Origin of the sequence: Streptomyces sp. NPDC006259 (genome assembly GCF_042870975.1) — a bacterium.
In the GTDB taxonomy this organism is placed as follows: domain Bacteria; phylum Actinomycetota; class Actinomycetes; order Streptomycetales; family Streptomycetaceae; genus Streptomyces.
On sequence record NZ_JBIAHY010000001.1, the window covers coordinates 1,025,203 to 1,040,765 of the forward strand.

Genomic DNA, 15,563 nt, shown 5'->3' on the forward strand with positions numbered 1-15,563 from the left:
CATGCTGACACGGCAGGCGCCTAGGCCTCCGGCAGCCGGTCCAGCTGCGTCTTGATGCGGGCGATGTCCTCGTCCGCCTTCGCCAGCCGGGCGCGGATCCCGTCGACCACCTTGTCCGGCGCCTTGGCCAGGAAGGCCTCGTTGCCGAGCTTGCCCTGGGCCTGGGCCTTCTCCTTCTCGGCGGCGGCCAGGTCCTTCGCCAGCCGCTTGCGCTCCGCGGCCACGTCGATCGTGCCGGACAGGTCGAGGGCGACCGTGGCGCCGGAGACCGGCAGGGTCGCCGTCGCCGAGAAGTCGTCGCCCTCCGGCTGGAGCCGCAGCAGCTGGCGGATGGCCGCCTCGTGCGGGGCGAGCGCGGTGCCGCCCAGCTCCAGACGGGCCGGGACCCGCTGGCCGGGCTGGAGGCCCTGGTCGGCGCGGAAGCGGCGGACCTCGGTGATGACGGACCGGAGCGTATCGATCTCGCGCTCGGCGTCGGCGTCCCGGAAGCCGCCCGGTGCGTCGGCGCCGGGGACGGAGACGGCGGACGGCCACGCGGCGACGACGAGCGACTCGCCGCCGGTCAGCGTCGTCCAGAGGGTCTCGGTGACGAACGGGACGACCGGGTGCAGCAGCTTGAGCGTGACGTCGAGGACCTCGCCGAGGACGCGCTTGCTGACCTCGGCCGGTTCGCCGCCCGCCAGGAACGTCGTCTTGGACAGCTCGACGTACCAGTCGAAGACCTCGTCCCACGCGAAGTGGAAGAGGGCGTCGGAGAGCTTGGCGAACTGGAAGTCGTCGTAGAACCCGTCGACTTCGGCGACCACCGAGTTGAGGCGGGACAGGATCCAGCGGTCGGTCGCCGACAGCTTCGAGGCGTCCGGCAGCGGGCCGTCGACCGTGGCGCCGTTCATCAGCGCGAAGCGGGTGGCGTTCCAGATCTTGTTGGCGAAGTTGCGGGAGCCCTGGACCCAGTCCTCGCCGATCGGCACGTCGACGCCCGGGTTGGCGCCACGGGCGAGGGTGAAGCGGAGGGCGTCGGAGCCGTACTTGTCCATCCAGTCCAGCGGGTTGACCGCGTTGCCGAAGGACTTCGACATCTTCTTGCCGAACTGGTCGCGGACCATGCCGTGCAGGGCGATGGTGTGGAACGGCGGGGTGCCGTCCATCGCGTACAGGCCGAACATCATCATCCGGGCGACCCAGAAGAAGAGGATGTCGTAGCCGGTGACCAGGACGGAGTTCGGGTAGAACTTCGCGAGCGACTCGGTCTGCTCGGGCCAGCCGAGCGTGGAGAACGGCCACAGGCCGGAGGAGAACCAGGTGTCCAGGACGTCGGTGTCCTGGTGCCAGCCCTCGCCGGTCGGGGCCTCGTCGTCGGGGCCGACGCAGACGACCTCGCCGTTCGGCCCGTACCAGACCGGGATGCGGTGACCCCACCACAACTGCCGCGAGATGCACCAGTCGTGGAGGTTGTCGACCCAGTCGAAGTACCGCTTCTCCATCTCCTGCGGGTGGATCTTGACGCGGCCGTCGCGGACGGCGTCGCCGGCGGCCTTCGCCAGCGGGCCGACCTTGACCCACCACTGCATGGACAGGCGGGGCTCGATGGTCGTCTTGCAGCGCGAGCAGTGGCCGACGCTGTGGACGTACGGCCGCTTCTCGGCGACGATCCGGCCCTCGGCGCGCAGCGCGGCGACGATGGCGGAGCGGGCCTCCAGGCGGTCCAGGCCCTGGAAGGGGCCGTGGGCGGTGATGACGGCGTGCTCGTCCATGACGGTGAGGGACGGCAGGTTGTGGCGCTGGCCGATCTCGAAGTCGTTCGGGTCGTGCGCCGGGGTCACCTTGACCGCGCCGGTGCCGAACTCGGGGTCGACGTGCGTGTCGGCGACGACCGGGATGGAGCGGTCCGTCAGCGGGAGGCGGATCTCCTTGCCGACCAGGTGCCGGTAGCGCTCGTCGTCGGGGTGGACGGCGACGGCCGTGTCACCGAGCATCGTCTCGGCGCGGGTGGTGGCGACGACGATGGTGTCGTCCCCCTCGCCGTACTTCATGGAGACGAGTTCGCCGTCGTCGTCCTGGTACTCGACCTCAATGTCCGAGATGGCGGTGAGGCAGCGGGGGCACCAGTTGATGATGCGCTCGGCCCGGTAGATCAGTTCGTCGTCGTAGAGACGCTTGAAGATGGTCTGGACGGCCTGGGAGAGGCCCTCGTCCATGGTGAACCGCTCGCGCGACCACGCGACGCCGTCACCCAGGCGCCGCATCTGGCCGCTGATCTGGCCGCCGGACTCGCCCTTCCACTGCCAGACGCGCTCGACGAAGGCCTCGCGGCCGAGGTCGTGCCGCGACTTGCCCTCCTTGCCCAGCTCGCGCTCGACGACGTTCTGGGTGGCGATGCCGGCGTGGTCCATGCCGGGCTGCCAGAGCGTCTCGAAGCCCTGCATGCGCTTGCGGCGGGTGAGGGCGTCGATGAGGGTGTGCTCGAAGGCATGGCCGAGGTGCAGGCTGCCCGTGACGTTCGGCGGCGGGATGACGACGGTGTACGGGGGCTTGTCGCTCTTGGCGTCGGCCTCGAAGTAACCCCGCTCGACCCAGCGCTCGTACAGCGGCGCCTCTACGTCGGCCGGCGCGTACTGGGTCGGCAGTTCGGTCGTGGGCGCTGGGGGCTGAGCGTTCTCGGTCACGGGGCCAGTTTAGGGGTGTCACCACGCCGTCCCGAAACGCGTTTGTTCTGTAACGGTGGGGGACCCGCCGCCGTTCCCGCAGGGGGATTGAGCCAGGATGTGAAAATCGCATAAGCATCTGGAGGGGAACCCGTCATGAGCTACAACCAGCCGGGCCCGTACGGCGGGCAGCAGCCGCAGCAGCCCGGACCGTACGGCCAGCAGGGCCCGTACGGCCAGCCGCCGCAGGCCCCCCAGCCCGGCTACGGCTACCCCCAGCAGCCGCCGCAGTCCGTCCCGCCCCAGACCCCGCCGTACGGCGCCCAGCCCCCGTACGGCCAGCAGCCGCCCACCCCGCCCTACGGCCAGCAGCCCCCGTACGGCCAGCCCGCCTACGGCGTCCCCCACCCCCCGGCCCCGGGCGGCGGCAAGAAGAAGGCGGGCCTCGTCATCGGCGCGGTCGCCGTGGTCGCGGCGATCGGTGTGGGCGCGTACTTCGTGCTCGGCGGGAGCGGGGGCGCGGGCGGCCTGGAGGACGACGGGGCGCACAAGCTGACGACGCCGGAGACGGTCGTCGGTGAGTACAAGCGGGTCGGCGAGGGCAACCAGGTCAGCAGCTCCGACACCGCCAAGGACATGGAGAAGAGCGGCGTCAAGAGCGGCACGGGTGTCCTCGGGCAGTGGTCCACCGCCGACTTCAGCGGCTACGACCCCGAGGACCCCTCCACCGTGCCCGACCGGTCCGAGCTGCTGACCGCCAAGGGCATGACGATGGTGGGCGGTTACGGGAAGATCGCCGACCCGCAGGTGACCCTGGACAAGTTCTTCGCCTCCATCCAGAAGCAGGTCGAGGACAGCTCGACCAGTAACACCGGCGGCATGCAGAACGCGGAGCTGGTCGGTGAGCCGGAGGAGGTCGAGATCGACGGCGCGGTGGCCAAGTGCCAGTCGACCAAGAGCACCAACGCGCTCACCAAGAAGGAGTCGACCGACTGGTTCTGCGCCTGGGCCGACTACAGCACGGTCGCCATGGTCTCGCCGGGTGACAACACCGGCACGGGTGTCGGCAAGGACGCCGCGGTCGACCTCACCACGAAGCTGCGGGAGCAGGTCCGCGTCAAGGCCTGACGCGCCCGCCGCACACGACGAAGGGCCCCGGTCGCTCGACCGGGGCCCTTCGTGTGTCCGTCGCTACGCCGTCTTCTGCTCCCCCGGTCCCCGGCCGTTGCGGGCGTCGCGGGGGATCAGGGTGGGGTTGACGTTGGAGAGGACGACGTCCGCCGTGATGACGACGCGCGCCACGTCCTTGCGGGACGGGACCTCGTACATGACCGCCTGGAGGACCTCCTCCATGATGGCGCGCAGGCCGCGCGCGCCGGTCTGGCGGAGGATGGCCTGGTCGGCGATGGCCTCCAGCGCCTCCCGCTCGAAGTCCAGTTCCACGCCGTCGAGTTCGAAGAGGCGCTGGTACTGCTTCACCAGCGCGTTGCGCGGCTCGACGAGGATCTGGAGCAGGGCCTCGCGGTCCAGGTTGTGGACCGAGGTGATCACGGGGAGGCGGCCGATGAACTCGGGGATCATGCCGAACTTGACCAGGTCCTCGGGCATGACGTCCTCGAACTGGTCCTTGGCCTCCAGCTCCCGCTTCGAGCGGATCGTCGCGCCGAAGCCGATGCCCTTGGCGCCGGCCCGGGACTCGATGAGCTTCTCCAGGCCGGAGAAGGCACCGCCCACGATGAACAGGACGTTCGTCGTGTCGATCTGGATGAACTCCTGGTGCGGGTGCTTGCGGCCGCCCTGCGGCGGAACCGAGGCCGTGGTGCCCTCGAGGATCTTCAGCAGGGCCTGCTGGACGCCCTCGCCCGAGACGTCGCGGGTGATCGAGGGGTTCTCGCTCTTCCTCGCGACCTTGTCGATCTCATCGATGTAGATGATCCCGGTCTCGGCCTTCTTGACGTCGTAGTCCGCGGCCTGGATCAGCTTCAGGAGGATGTTCTCGACGTCCTCGCCCACATACCCCGCCTCGGTCAGCGCGGTGGCGTCGGCGATCGCGAACGGGACGTTCAGCATGCGCGCCAGGGTCTGCGCGAGGAGGGTCTTGCCGGAGCCCGTGGGGCCCAGCAGCAGGATGTTGGACTTCGCCAACTCGATGGCGTCCTCGCGGCTCTGACCGCCGCCGTGCTCACCGGCCTGGACGCGCTTGTAGTGGTTGTACACCGCGACCGACAGTGCCTTCTTGGCCGGCTCCTGGCCCACCACATAGCCCTCGAGGAACTCGTAGATCTCGCGCGGCTTCGGGAGTTCCTCCCAGCGGACCTCGCTCGTCTCCGCGAGTTCTTCCTCGATGATCTCGTTGCAGAGGTCGATGCACTCGTCGCAGATGTACACACCGGGCCCTGCGATGAGCTTCTTGACCTGCTTCTGGCTCTTGCCGCAGAACGAGCACTTGAGCAGATCGCCGCCGTCACCGATGCGTGCCACGGTGTGCTTCCCCTTCGCCTGGGAGCCGACTGGACGTCTTTCGAGTCCAGCGACTCCTGGTGCTGCCTTATGTCGACGGTACCTTGCCGGGCCCCTCGTTCGGGCCCCCCTTGGCACGGTTCACTTCCACGTGGACCGTGTCACACCATGCCAAGGGGCGGCAGACGATACTCCCCCACCCGCGTCAGCGCAGGTCGGCGTTGTTCATCTTGCGGGTCGAGATGATCTGGTCGATCAGGCCGTACGCCAGCGCGTCCTCGGCCGTCAGGATCTTGTCGCGCTCGATGTCCTCGCGGATCTTCTCGATCGGCGTGGTGGAGTGCTTGGCCAGCATGTCCTCCAGCTGGGCGCGCATCCGGAGGATCTCGTTGGCGGCGATCTCCAGGTCGGAGACCTGACCACGGCCGGTCTCGCTGTACGGCTGGTGGATCAGCACACGGGCGTTCGGCAGCGCCATGCGCTTGCCGGGCGTGCCGGCGGCCAGCAGGATCGCGGCGGCGGAGGCCGCCTGGCCCATGCAGACCGTCTGGACGTCGGGCTTCACGAACTGCATCGTGTCGTAGATCGCGGTCAGCGCCGTGAAGGAGCCGCCGGGGCTGTTGATGTAGACCGAGATGTCCCGGTCGGGGTCCATCGACTCCAGGCACAGCAGCTGCGCCATGACGTCGTTGGCGGAGGCGTCGTCGATCTGGACGCCGAGGAAGATCACGCGCTCCTCGAAGAGCTTCGCGTACGGGTCGTACTCGCGAACACCCTGGGAGGTGCGCTCGACGAAGCGCGGGATCACATAGCGGGACTCGGCTCGGGGGCCGGTGTATTCGGCCTCGGTGCGGGCGTAGATGCCGCTGCCGGGGAAGTCGTTCACGGTGTCTCCTGGAGAGAAGGCTGGGGCGGTGGGTGAAGGGCGCTGAGAGGGGCGCTGACGGCCTCGGGGGCGCCGGGTGTCCGGCGGTGCCCCCTGGGCCGTGCCGAGCCCGTACTAGGCCGCCCCGGTACCGCCGCCGCCCGGCATGCCGGCGGCCGTGGGGATGACGTCGTCGATGAGGCCGTACTCCTTGGCCTCGAAGGCGTCGAACCAGCGGTCGCGGTCCGAGTCCCGGGTGATCTGCTCGATGCTCTGGCCCGTGTGCTGGGCCGTCAGTTCGGCCATGCGCTTCTTGGTGTGCAGCAGGCGCTCGGCGTGGATCTTGATGTCCGAGGCCGAGCCCGCCAGGCCGGCGGACGGCTGGTGGATCAGGATCTCGGCGTTCGGCAGCGCGAAGCGCTTGCCGGGCGTGCCGGCGCTGAGCAGGAACTGGCCCATCGAGGCCGCGAGACCCATCGCGATGGTCACCACGTCGTTCTTGATGAACTGCATGGTGTCGTAGATCGCCATGCCGGCCGTGATCGAGCCGCCGGGGCTGTTGATGTAGAGGAAGATGTCCTTGTCCGGGTCGGCGGCAAGGAGCAGCAACTGCGCGGTGATCTTGTTGGCGATGTCGTCGTCGACCGCCTGGCCGAGGAAGATGATCCGCTCGCCGAGCAGCCGGTTGTAGACCTGGTCGCCGAGGCCACCACCGATGGAAGGGTCGCCGGCGGCGGAGGGCATCAGATTCGTCACGTATCCACCTGCTCGTCTTATCGACGGCGTCCGGGCCGTCTCACGTGTACTGCCGGGGGCAACGGGGACTCCCCTGCCCTCGTATTCATGGACCCTAACGCGCGGGTCCCTTCGGAGAATCCCGGAGAGGTGAGTGTTCGCCGGGGGCGTAGCCGGGGCCACCGCGGTGGGAGCGGATCCGGACACGGATCGCGGTCGGGTCCGGATGCGGGCCAGGCGCCGGTGCGGGGTGCGGCCACGTGCGCGTGCGGCCACGCGCCGGTGCGGCCACCTTGCCGGTGCGGCCACGTACGCGTGCGGCCACCTGCGGCTGGTCATGCTCACGGAGCGCGGCCGCGCGTCGGCACGGTCCTGCGGACCTTCCCGTGCCCCTGCCAGGACTGGCGAGGCCCGCGAGGCACCCTCCCGCCCCCCTGGTGCCCCTGCCCGGACTGGCAGTGCCCAGGGGAAGGCCGCACGGCACCTGCCTGGGACCGGGGCACCACCCCCTAGAGCCGGGGCCCCCTGGGGCCGGGGCTGCCTGGGACCGGGGCCCCCGCCCGGGGCTGCCTGTCGTATGCCGAGAGGGCCCCGGAGCGTGGTGCTCCGGGGCCCTCTCGATCGCTTCAGGAGTGGCGCGAGGCTCAGGCCTCGGGCTTGTCCTCCGTGGACTCGACGGACTCGGCGGCGTCCTCCGTGGTGGCCTCGGCGGCCTCCTCGGTGTCCTCCTCGTCGTCCAGGTCGATGATCTCGCCGTTGGTGTCCTTGACCGTGGCGGACTCGACGACCACGGCCAGGGCCTTGCCGCGGGCGACCTCGCCGACGAGGAGCGGAACCTGACCGCCCTCGACGACCGCCTGCGCGAACTGGTCGGGAGACATGCCCGAGGAGGCGGCGCGGCGCATGAGGTGCTCGGTCAGCTCCTCCTGGTTCACGTTCAGCTTCTCGCGCTTGACCAGCTCGTCGAGGACGAACTGGGTCTTGATGCCCTTGACCGCGGCCTCGCGGGTCTCGGTCTCAAACTCCTCGACGGTCTTGCCCTGGAGTTCCAGGTACTTCTCGAGGTCCAGACCCATCTGGCCGAGCTGGTGGTGCTCCAGGTTGTGCTTGCGGGTGTTGATCTCGTCCTCGAGCAGCTTCTCGGGGACGGGCACCTCGACCAGCTCCAGGAGCTTCTCCAGGACGCGCTCCTGGGCCTGGGTGGCCTGGTCGTACTGCTTCATGTTGGCGAGACGCTTACGGCTGTCCGCCTTCAGCTCCTCGAGGGTGTCGAACTCGGAGGCGAGCTGCGCGAACTCGTCGTCCAGCTCGGGCAGTTCGCGGGCGGCGACCTGGGTGACCTTGACGGTGACCTCGGCCTGCTGCCCGGCGGCCGAGCCGCCCTTCAGCTCGGAGGTGAAGGTGGTCTCGCCACCGGCCTCCAGGCCCTTCACGGCGTCGTCGATGCCCTCGAGCAGCTCGCCGGAGCCGATCGTGTAGGAGACGCCGTCGGCGACGCCGTCCTCCAGGACCTCGCCGTCGACCTTGGCCTCCAGGTCGACCGTGACGACGTCGCCCTCCTCGGCGGCACGCTCGACCGGGGAGGTCGAGGCGAAGCGCTCACGGAGCTGCTCGACGGACTTCTCGACGTCCTCGTCGCTGACCTCGACGGCGTCGACCTCGACCTCGATGGAGGAGAAGTCCTCCGGGAGGTCCAGGACGGGACGGATGTCGACCTCGGCGGTGAAGTTCAGCGTCTCGCCGTCCTTCAGCTCCGTGATGTCGACCTCCGGCTGGCCGAGGACGTCCAGCTCGGCCCCGTTGACCGCCTCCGTGTAGAACTTCGGAAGCGCGTCGTTGACGGCCTCCTCCAGCACGGCTCCGCGGCCGAACCGCTGGTCGATGATCCGGGCCGGGATCTTGCCCTTACGGAAGCCCTTCACCGTGACCTGCTGGTTGATCTTCTTGTACGCCGCGTCGAGGCTGTCCTTGAGCTCCTCGAAGGGCACCTCGACAGTGAGCCGAACCCGAGTCGGGTTCAGGGTCTCCACGGCGCTCTTCACGGTTCGGTCTCCTTGTGGCTGACTTCTTGGGTTTCGCCGGAACCTGACAGGTCCGGCGACTCGGCGCCCGGGAGAGTTCGAGGCCGGTGGGCCGGGACACACGGGCGCGCAGTCTGCATAGTAGCCGCAGCAGCTGAACCGCCCAAAAGACGATCCCCGGTGCGGCGCCCGGCGTGATCGCGCGGATGGCGCGCGGATGACGCAGATGGTCGGGGTGGCGGGATTTGAACCCACGGCCTTCCGCTCCCAAAGCGGACGCGCTACCAAGCTGCGCCACACCCCGTTCGGTGCGACACGTAGGGTACATGCCCGCAGGCCGCCGGGCCGCCGCATTCACGCGGGTGCGCCGGGGCTCCGGGCGCGGCGCGGAACAGGGTGTGCGACGAGGGGTGCCGACCCGCTACGATGCCTGAAGCGCCGCGGTCGGCCGACCTGCGGTGCGCGTGTGCGGGCGTAGCTCAATGGTAGAGCCCTAGTCTTCCAAACTAGCTACGCGGGTTCGATTCCCGTCGCCCGCTCTTACGGCCGGGGGCCGGATGGAAGTGACTCTTCCGTCCGGCCCCTGGTGTTTCCCGGACCGGACCGATCACCGCCGCCCAGGGCGCCGGCACCCGCCCCGAAGCCGCTGATCCCGTCTAGAAGCTGATCGAGTTGATCGTTTCGGCGAGGGAGTTGAGGAAGCGGTTGATCGACGGGGCCATGCCCGTCGAGGCGAGGAAGAAGCCGAAGAGGATCGCGACGATGGCGGGGCCCGCCTTGATCGACCCACCTCTGATGAGCACGACCAGGACGATCGCCAACAGCAGCACCACTGACAGTGAAATGGCCACAACTGATCACACACCCTCGGTCGGTCCGCTCTCCCGGCCCGGGACGCGACCCCGCGCACCCCGCCAGAGACCATCGTGCCACCAACGCGGCCCCCCTATGCGGCCGCTGACACATCCTCGGCGGCGACCGTCCGTGCCCGACCGGGCCGTACCGCCCGCGAATGCCCGCCGCACGGCAATTCACGGCGTATCCCCCACGGAATTTCACAACTGCCGCGCAGGTAATTCGAATTGTGGTCGCAGGGTCTGCGCCGAGAGCAGCACAACCGACGGTATGCACCTTTTAGTCGGGATGAAACGTGACATACAAGGCGCCGGGGGGAGGGGGTACTTGGGAATGTCAAGGAATGAGAACGCGAGGACGAGGAAGGTTTTACGGACCGCCACAGACAACGCTAGGGTGCCTCAGATGTTCCACGCCGCCTCTTCGCTCGCGCCGAGTCCCAGCTCATCCCCGAACGAGAAGGATCAGCAGCGGCCGTCCCCGGACAGACGGGCGAAGCAGCGTGACGCGTTCTTCGACAACGCGAAGTACCTGGCGATCGTGCTGGTCGCCGTCGGTCACTCCTGGGAGCCGCTGAAGGGCGGCAGCCGGGTGCTTCAGGCCGCGTACCAGTTCGTTTACGCGTTCCACATGCCGGCGTTCATCCTCATCTCCGGCTACTTCTCGCGGAGTTTCGACGGCAGCCCGGAACGGCTGAAGCGGCTCGTGACCGGCGTCGTCGTGCCGTACGTCGTCTTCGAGACCGCCTATCCGCTGTTCAAGCAGGTCGTCGACCACGATCACCGGACCTCCGTCACACTCCTCGACCCGTACTACCTGACCTGGTTCCTCTGCGCGTTGTTCATCTGGCGGCTCACCACCCCGATCTGGAAGATCGTCCGCCATCCGCTGCCGGTCGCGCTGGGCATCGCCATGCTGGCGTCCGCCGCGCCGGGCATCACCGGTGACCTGGACCTTCCGCGGGTCCTTCAGTTCCTGCCGTACTTCGTGCTGGGCCTGTGCCTGCGGCCCGAGCACTTCCGGATGGTGCGCAACTGGCCGGTGCGCATCGCCGCCGTGCCGGTTTTCGTCCTCGCGCTGATGTTCTCCTGGTGGGCGGTGCCGCGCATGGACACCGAGTGGCTCTACCACCGTGCCTCCGCGCAGGAGCTGGGGGTGCCGTGGTGGGTCGGGCCGGTGATGCAGGTGGCGCTGTTCGGCTGCTCGCTGCTGCTGACCGCCTGCTTCCTGTCCTGGGTGCCGGGCCGCTCGATGTGGTTCACGACGCTCGGCGCGGGCACGCTCTGCGGCTATCTGCTGCACGGCTTCCTGATCAAGGGCGCCGACTACCGCGGTCTGTTCGAGCACGACTGGCTGCACCGCCCGCTCGGTGAGATCACCGTCACCCTGGCCGTCGCCGCCGCCGTCACCCTGCTGTGCACCAAGCCCGTCCGGTGGGTGTTCCGGGGCGTGATGGAGCCGAAGATGGACTGGGCGTTCAGGAAGCGGGACGCCGCCGCTCCCGAGCCGGCCCGCGCACAAACGCGGGAGCCGGCACGGGAACGCGGGGGGCGCGAGAAGGTCGACGCCTAGCTGTGTCGCCCTGTGAGGCCGAGGAGCGCGCGCATGCGGGCGTACTTCTCGGTCAGGCGTGCGCGGGTCGGCTCGTCCAGGACGGCCAGCCGGGCCGGGTCGGCGTTGTGCGCCAGGTCGGACTCCTTCACCAGCAGCGCGCCCGGGGTGGCGAGCACGCGCCCCGCGTATTCCTCGGGCGGTTCACCCGAGCGCTTGGTGAGCGCCCGCACGATGTCCTTCGTACGGCCGCTCAGGGCCGCCTCGCGCAGCCAGGTCTCGGAGAGCGCGTCGTCCTCGACGGCGTCGTGCAGCCAGGCCGCCGCGATCTGGTCGGGGTCGCCGCCCCGGGACCGTACGCCTTCCGCCACCGCCTGGAGGTGCTCGGCGTAGGGGCGGCCCGCCTTGTCGGTCCGGCCCTCGTGGGCGGCGCGGGCGAGGGTCTCGACCTCGGTGAGTGTGAGCATGGTGTCCTTCCGCGGCGGTGCTACAGCAGCGAGGCGGCCTGGGCCGTCGGGCCCTCGCGGCAGATCAGGAGCAGGGCGCGGTCGTCGTTGACGTCCTTGGCCACCGCCTCGATCAGGTGCCAGGCCGCGCCCTGGAAGCCGCCCGCCACATAGCGGTCGGCCTCGCCGGTGAGGCGGTCGATGCCCTCCACGATGTCGCGGTCGGAGGTCTCCACCAGGCCGTCGGTGAACAGCATCAGTACGTCGCCGGGGCGCAGCGAACCCTTCACCGGGTCGAACTGGGCGCCCTCGTACACGCCGAGCAGCGGGCCCTCCGCGGCCTTTTCCTCCCAGCGGCCGCTGCCCGCGCTGAGCTGGAGACCCGGCGGGTGGCCCGCGGAGTACAGCTCGTAGTCGCCGGAGTCCAGGTCGAGGACGAGGTGGATGGAGGTGGCGAAGCCCTCGTCCCAGTCCTGGCGGAGGAGGTAACCGTTGGCGGCTGGGAGGAAGGCGTGCGGGGGCAGGGAGCCGAGCAGACCGCCGAAGGCGCCGGACAGCAGCAGGGCCCGCGACCCCGCGTCCATGCCCTTGCCGGAGACGTCCGTGAGGACGACCTCCATGGTGCGGCCGCCGTTGGTGCGGGCCGCGACGACGAAGTCACCGGAGAACGACTGGCCGCCCGCCGGCCGCAGCGCCATCTCCCGGTGCCAGCCCCGCGGCAGGGTCGGCAGCTTGCTCTGGACCCGGATGCGTTCGCGCAGGTCGAAGAGCATGGTGCCGCCGCGCCGCCAGGGCACGCCGACCCTGCTGCGGAACTGGGCGATGAGCAGGCCGACGAAACCGCAGGCGGCGACGACCAGCACCACGCCGGGCGTGACCCGGGAGGGGCCCTCCGTGTACGGGCCGAGTCGCACCGACTCCACGATCAGCGCCGTGGCCGCCGCCGCGTACAGACCGAGCAGACTCGCCGGGCGCAGCACGAGGCCGCCGGCGACGATCGGCAGCACCAGGGCGGCCGGGGAGCACCACACCGGATTGGCGAGCGTGGTGGCCGCGATCACCGGGACGGTGAGCAGCAGACCGGCCAGCGCGATCCAGTCCGAGCCGTCGCCGCGGAAGTAGTCCACGGCGCTTCTGCGCAGGCCGGTGCGGACCCGGTGCACCAGGTGCTTCAACCGGGCCGTCAACGTCTCGGCTTCCGCGCGCCGCTGTCGTCCTGCTGCCATTAGTTCGGGACCCTATCCATCCAACCCACCGCTTGGCACGGGAGGTCCCACTTGTCCCCCGTCCGAGGCTCGCCTTCACAGTGAACGCCACGAACGGCGCCCGCGCCGCCAGGAGGGAGAAATTCCCTGGCTCGTCCGGCATCGCGCTGGTAGGCATGGCTCCATGACGACTGAGGCGACGGGCCGTGCGGCGACCGAACTGCGGCCCCTGCGGCGGGACGACTGGGACGACTGGTTCGACACCCTGATACGTGCCTTCGGCGGGGTCGACGAATCGGCCGAGGAGCGCGCCCTGTGGCGCGACCTCACGCCGTGCGAACGGTCGATCGGCGCCTGGGACGGCGACGAACTCGTGGGCACGGCCGGGGCGTTCGACTTCCGGCTGACGGTACCCGGCGGGGCCTCGGTGCCGACGGCCGGGGTGACGATGGTCGGTGTGGCAGCGACGCACCGCCGGCGCGGGGTGCTGACCTCGATGATGCGGCGGCAGTTGGACGACGTACGCGCGTGGGGCGAGCCGCTGGCCGTCCTCACCGCCTCCGAGCCCGCCATCTACGGGCGGTTCGGGTACGCCGCGGCGACCTTCGGACTGCACGCGGAGATCGACACCAGCCGGGTACGGCTGTCCGTCCCGGCCGGCACCGATGACGTACGGCTGCGGTACGCCGACCCCGGCGCCTCCCTCGACGTGTGCGAGGCGGTGTACGCGCGGACCGTGCCCCTGCGGGCCGGGATGCTGGCGCGGCGGCCCGGCTGGGAGCGGCTGGGCGTGCTCGACCCGGAGAGCGACCGGGGCGGGGCGTCGCCGTTGCAGTGCGTGCTCGCCGAGCGGGGCGGGAAGGTCACCGGGTACGTCCGCTTCCGGGTGAGGCCGAGGTGGACGGAGTCCGGACACAACGGTGAGGTGCAGCTCGCCGACCTGAGCGCGGTCGACGAGGTGTCGGAGGCGGCCCTGTGGCGGTTCCTGTTCGGGATCGACCTCACGACCTCGCTGAAGGTGCGGGGCCGGCCGCTGGACGAGGCCTGGCGGCATCTCGTCTCCGACGTCCGGCGGTGCGATCTGCGGGTGCGGGACGCGTTGTACGTACGCCTGGTGGACGTCGGAGCCGCGCTGGAGGCGCGGACCTACCAGGCGCCCGTGGACGTGGTGTTGGAGGTCGAAGACGCCTTCTGCCCCTGGAACGCCGGGCGTTGGCGGCTTTCCGGGGACGCGAAGGGGGCCACCTGCTCGCGTACCACGGACGCGGCGGACCTGTCCCTGTCGGTGCGGGAGTTGGGGGCGGCGTATCTGGGCGGTGTGTCCCTGGGCTCGCTGGCTCGCGCCGGGCGGGTGCGGGAGGCGCGGCCGGGGGCGTTGACGGAGGCCTCGGTGGGGTTCGGGGCGTCCGGCGGGGAGCCCTGGCTGCCGCACGGGTTCTAGCGGCTCGCGGAGGGGTTCGGGGGGTTCGTGGAGGGCTCCGCGGGAAGCCCGGTCAGGGCTTTTGGCAGGTGGGGCACCAGAAGAGGTTGCGGGCGGCGAGGGGTGCGGTGCGGATCGCGTCGCCGCAGAGGTGACACGGCTGGTGGGTGCGGCGGTAGACGTACACCTCGCCGCCGTGGTCGTCCACGCGCGGTGGACGGCCCATCGCCTCCGGGGTGTGCTCCGGGCGGACCGTGTCGATGCGGTTGAGGCGGACGCCCTCGCGCATCAGGGCGACCAGGTCCGACCAGATCGCCGTCCACTCGGCGGGGGTGATGTCCTTGCCCGCGCGGTACGGGTCGATGCCGTGCCGGAAGAGGACCTCGGCGCGGTAGACGTTGCCCACGCCCGCGATGACCTTCTGGTCCATGAGGAGCGCGGCGATCGTCGTACGGCTGCGGGAGACACGGCGGTACGCCCGCTGCGGGTCGGCGTCCTCGCGGAGGGGGTCCGGGCCGAGGCGGTCGTGTATCGCCTGCTTCTCGGCGGCGGTGATCAGGGCGCAGGTGGTGGGGCCGCGGAGGTCCACGTAGCCGGTGGGGCCGGCCAGGCGGAGACGGACGGTGTCCGTGGGCGGGGGCGCGGGGGTGTCCGGGCCGACCTCGCCGAAGGTGACCTTGCCGAAGAGACCCAGGTGGATGTGGACCCAGGCGTCGCCGGCGAAGCCGAGGAAGAGGTGCTTGCCGTGGGCCTCGGTGTGGGTGAGTTCCGTGCCGGTGAGGAGGGCGGCGGCGTCGGAGAACTTGCCCTGGGGGCTGGTCACCCGCGGTGGGCTCGCGGAGAAACGGGCGTAGTCCCGCGCGAGGCGGTGGATCGTGTGCCCTTCCGGCACGGCGGGGGTCCTTTCGGTCGTCGCGTCACGTCCGCGCCCCCGCCCCACCAGGGTGGAGGGGGGCGCGCCTCATGTCGGGGCTGTGCCCAGGACTCCCGAGGGGCTCCGCCCCCACACCCTTGGAAACCCTGACCGACCGACCCGCTCACCGACCGATCCGCCCGACTCGGGTGGATGAGACGTGCGCGTGGCCCCGGGGGCCTGGGAGCGCGTGGCCCCGGGGGCCTGGGAGCGCGCCGCCCCCATCCCGCTCGCTCGGTCGACGGCCGCCCCCGGCGCCTCGCCCGGACGAGCGGTGAGACTCGTGCCGGGTTCCGACCGGACCGGGAGCGGGCTCCGACCGGACCGGTTGCGGGCTCCGCCGGGCGCGGACTCCGACCCGGCCGGGCGCGGACTCCGACCGGGCGCGGACTCCGACTCGACCGGGCGTGGACTCCGACCGGGCGTGGACTCCGCCGGGCGCGGGCT

At 70.4% G+C, this 15,563-nt stretch carries 12 protein-coding genes and 2 tRNA genes; 4 read left to right on the plus strand and 10 right to left on the minus strand.

Translation table 11 applies throughout. The annotated features are described in order from the left end of the window. Positions 1-20: 20 nt before the first annotated feature. Complete coding sequence (locus ACFYO5_RS04250; protein WP_388703975.1) at positions 21-2,666, minus strand: valine--tRNA ligase; 2,646 nt, start codon at positions 2,664-2,666, stop codon at positions 21-23. 135 nt (positions 2,667-2,801) lie between these two features. Here ACFYO5_RS04250 and ACFYO5_RS04255 point away from each other — a divergent pair, with 135 nt between their 5' ends. Then, positions 2,802-3,773 carry a hypothetical protein gene (locus ACFYO5_RS04255; RefSeq protein WP_388703978.1) on the plus strand — a complete coding sequence of 324 codons (972 nt, stop codon included), beginning with the start codon at positions 2,802-2,804 and terminating at the stop codon, positions 3,771-3,773. 63 nt (positions 3,774-3,836) lie between these two features. Here the strand turns inward: ACFYO5_RS04255 and clpX are convergent, their stop codons facing one another. The 5 genes from clpX to ACFYO5_RS04280 form a co-directional block, all read right to left on the minus strand. Beyond that, positions 3,837-5,126, minus strand: coding sequence for an ATP-dependent Clp protease ATP-binding subunit ClpX (gene clpX / locus ACFYO5_RS04260; protein WP_388703981.1), 1,290 nt, complete (start codon positions 5,124-5,126; stop codon positions 3,837-3,839). A gap of 184 nt (positions 5,127-5,310) precedes the next feature. Continuing rightward, entirely contained in the window at positions 5,311-5,991 is a 681-nt protein-coding gene (locus ACFYO5_RS04265; protein WP_356559763.1) for an ATP-dependent Clp protease proteolytic subunit, read from the minus strand. Positions 5,992-6,105: 114 nt separating this feature from the next. Then, positions 6,106-6,714: an ATP-dependent Clp protease proteolytic subunit gene (locus ACFYO5_RS04270; RefSeq protein ID WP_356560043.1), complete on the minus strand. Its 609-nt coding sequence runs from the start codon at positions 6,712-6,714 to the stop codon at positions 6,106-6,108. A 635-nt stretch (positions 6,715-7,349) separates the two neighbouring features. Further along, positions 7,350-8,747, minus strand: coding sequence for a trigger factor (gene tig, locus ACFYO5_RS04275; RefSeq protein WP_388703985.1), 1,398 nt, complete (start codon positions 8,745-8,747; stop codon positions 7,350-7,352). Positions 8,748-8,953: 206 nt separating this feature from the next. Further along, positions 8,954-9,030: transfer RNA gene (locus ACFYO5_RS04280), tRNA-Pro, on the minus strand. Between the two features lie 164 nt (positions 9,031-9,194). Here ACFYO5_RS04280 and ACFYO5_RS04285 point away from each other — a divergent pair. Continuing rightward, positions 9,195-9,265: transfer RNA gene (locus ACFYO5_RS04285), tRNA-Gly, on the plus strand. 117 nt (positions 9,266-9,382) lie between these two features. On the opposite strand, the gene ACFYO5_RS04290 is transcribed toward ACFYO5_RS04285, so the two are convergent. Next, a complete protein-coding gene (locus ACFYO5_RS04290; RefSeq protein ID WP_073491582.1) occupies positions 9,383-9,577 on the minus strand; it encodes a hypothetical protein in 195 nt (64 codons plus the stop codon). Positions 9,578-9,986: 409 nt separating this feature from the next. Between ACFYO5_RS04290 and ACFYO5_RS04295 the strand changes: the two genes are divergently transcribed. Continuing rightward, complete coding sequence (locus ACFYO5_RS04295) at positions 9,987-11,153, plus strand: acyltransferase family protein (protein WP_388703988.1); 1,167 nt, start codon at positions 9,987-9,989, stop codon at positions 11,151-11,153. Here the strand turns inward: ACFYO5_RS04295 and ACFYO5_RS04300 are convergent. Beyond that, positions 11,150-11,599: an HD domain-containing protein gene (locus ACFYO5_RS04300; protein WP_388703991.1), complete on the minus strand. Its 450-nt coding sequence runs from the start codon at positions 11,597-11,599 to the stop codon at positions 11,150-11,152. The genes ACFYO5_RS04295 and ACFYO5_RS04300 overlap by 4 nt on opposite strands. A 20-nt stretch (positions 11,600-11,619) precedes the next feature. After that, positions 11,620-12,804 (minus strand): PP2C family protein-serine/threonine phosphatase, encoded by a 1,185-nt coding sequence (locus ACFYO5_RS04305; RefSeq protein ID WP_356559767.1) that lies wholly within the window; start codon positions 12,802-12,804, stop codon positions 11,620-11,622. A gap of 163 nt (positions 12,805-12,967) precedes the next feature. On the opposite strand from ACFYO5_RS04305, the gene ACFYO5_RS04310 reads away from it, so the two are divergent. Then, complete coding sequence (locus tag ACFYO5_RS04310; RefSeq protein ID WP_388703995.1) at positions 12,968-14,224, plus strand: GNAT family N-acetyltransferase; 1,257 nt, start codon at positions 12,968-12,970, stop codon at positions 14,222-14,224. A 52-nt stretch (positions 14,225-14,276) separates the two neighbouring features. On the opposite strand, the gene ACFYO5_RS04315 is transcribed toward ACFYO5_RS04310, so the two are convergent. Further along, entirely contained in the window at positions 14,277-15,095 is an 819-nt protein-coding gene (locus ACFYO5_RS04315; RefSeq protein ID WP_388703998.1) for an Fpg/Nei family DNA glycosylase, read from the minus strand. Positions 15,096-15,563 lie beyond the last annotated feature (468 nt).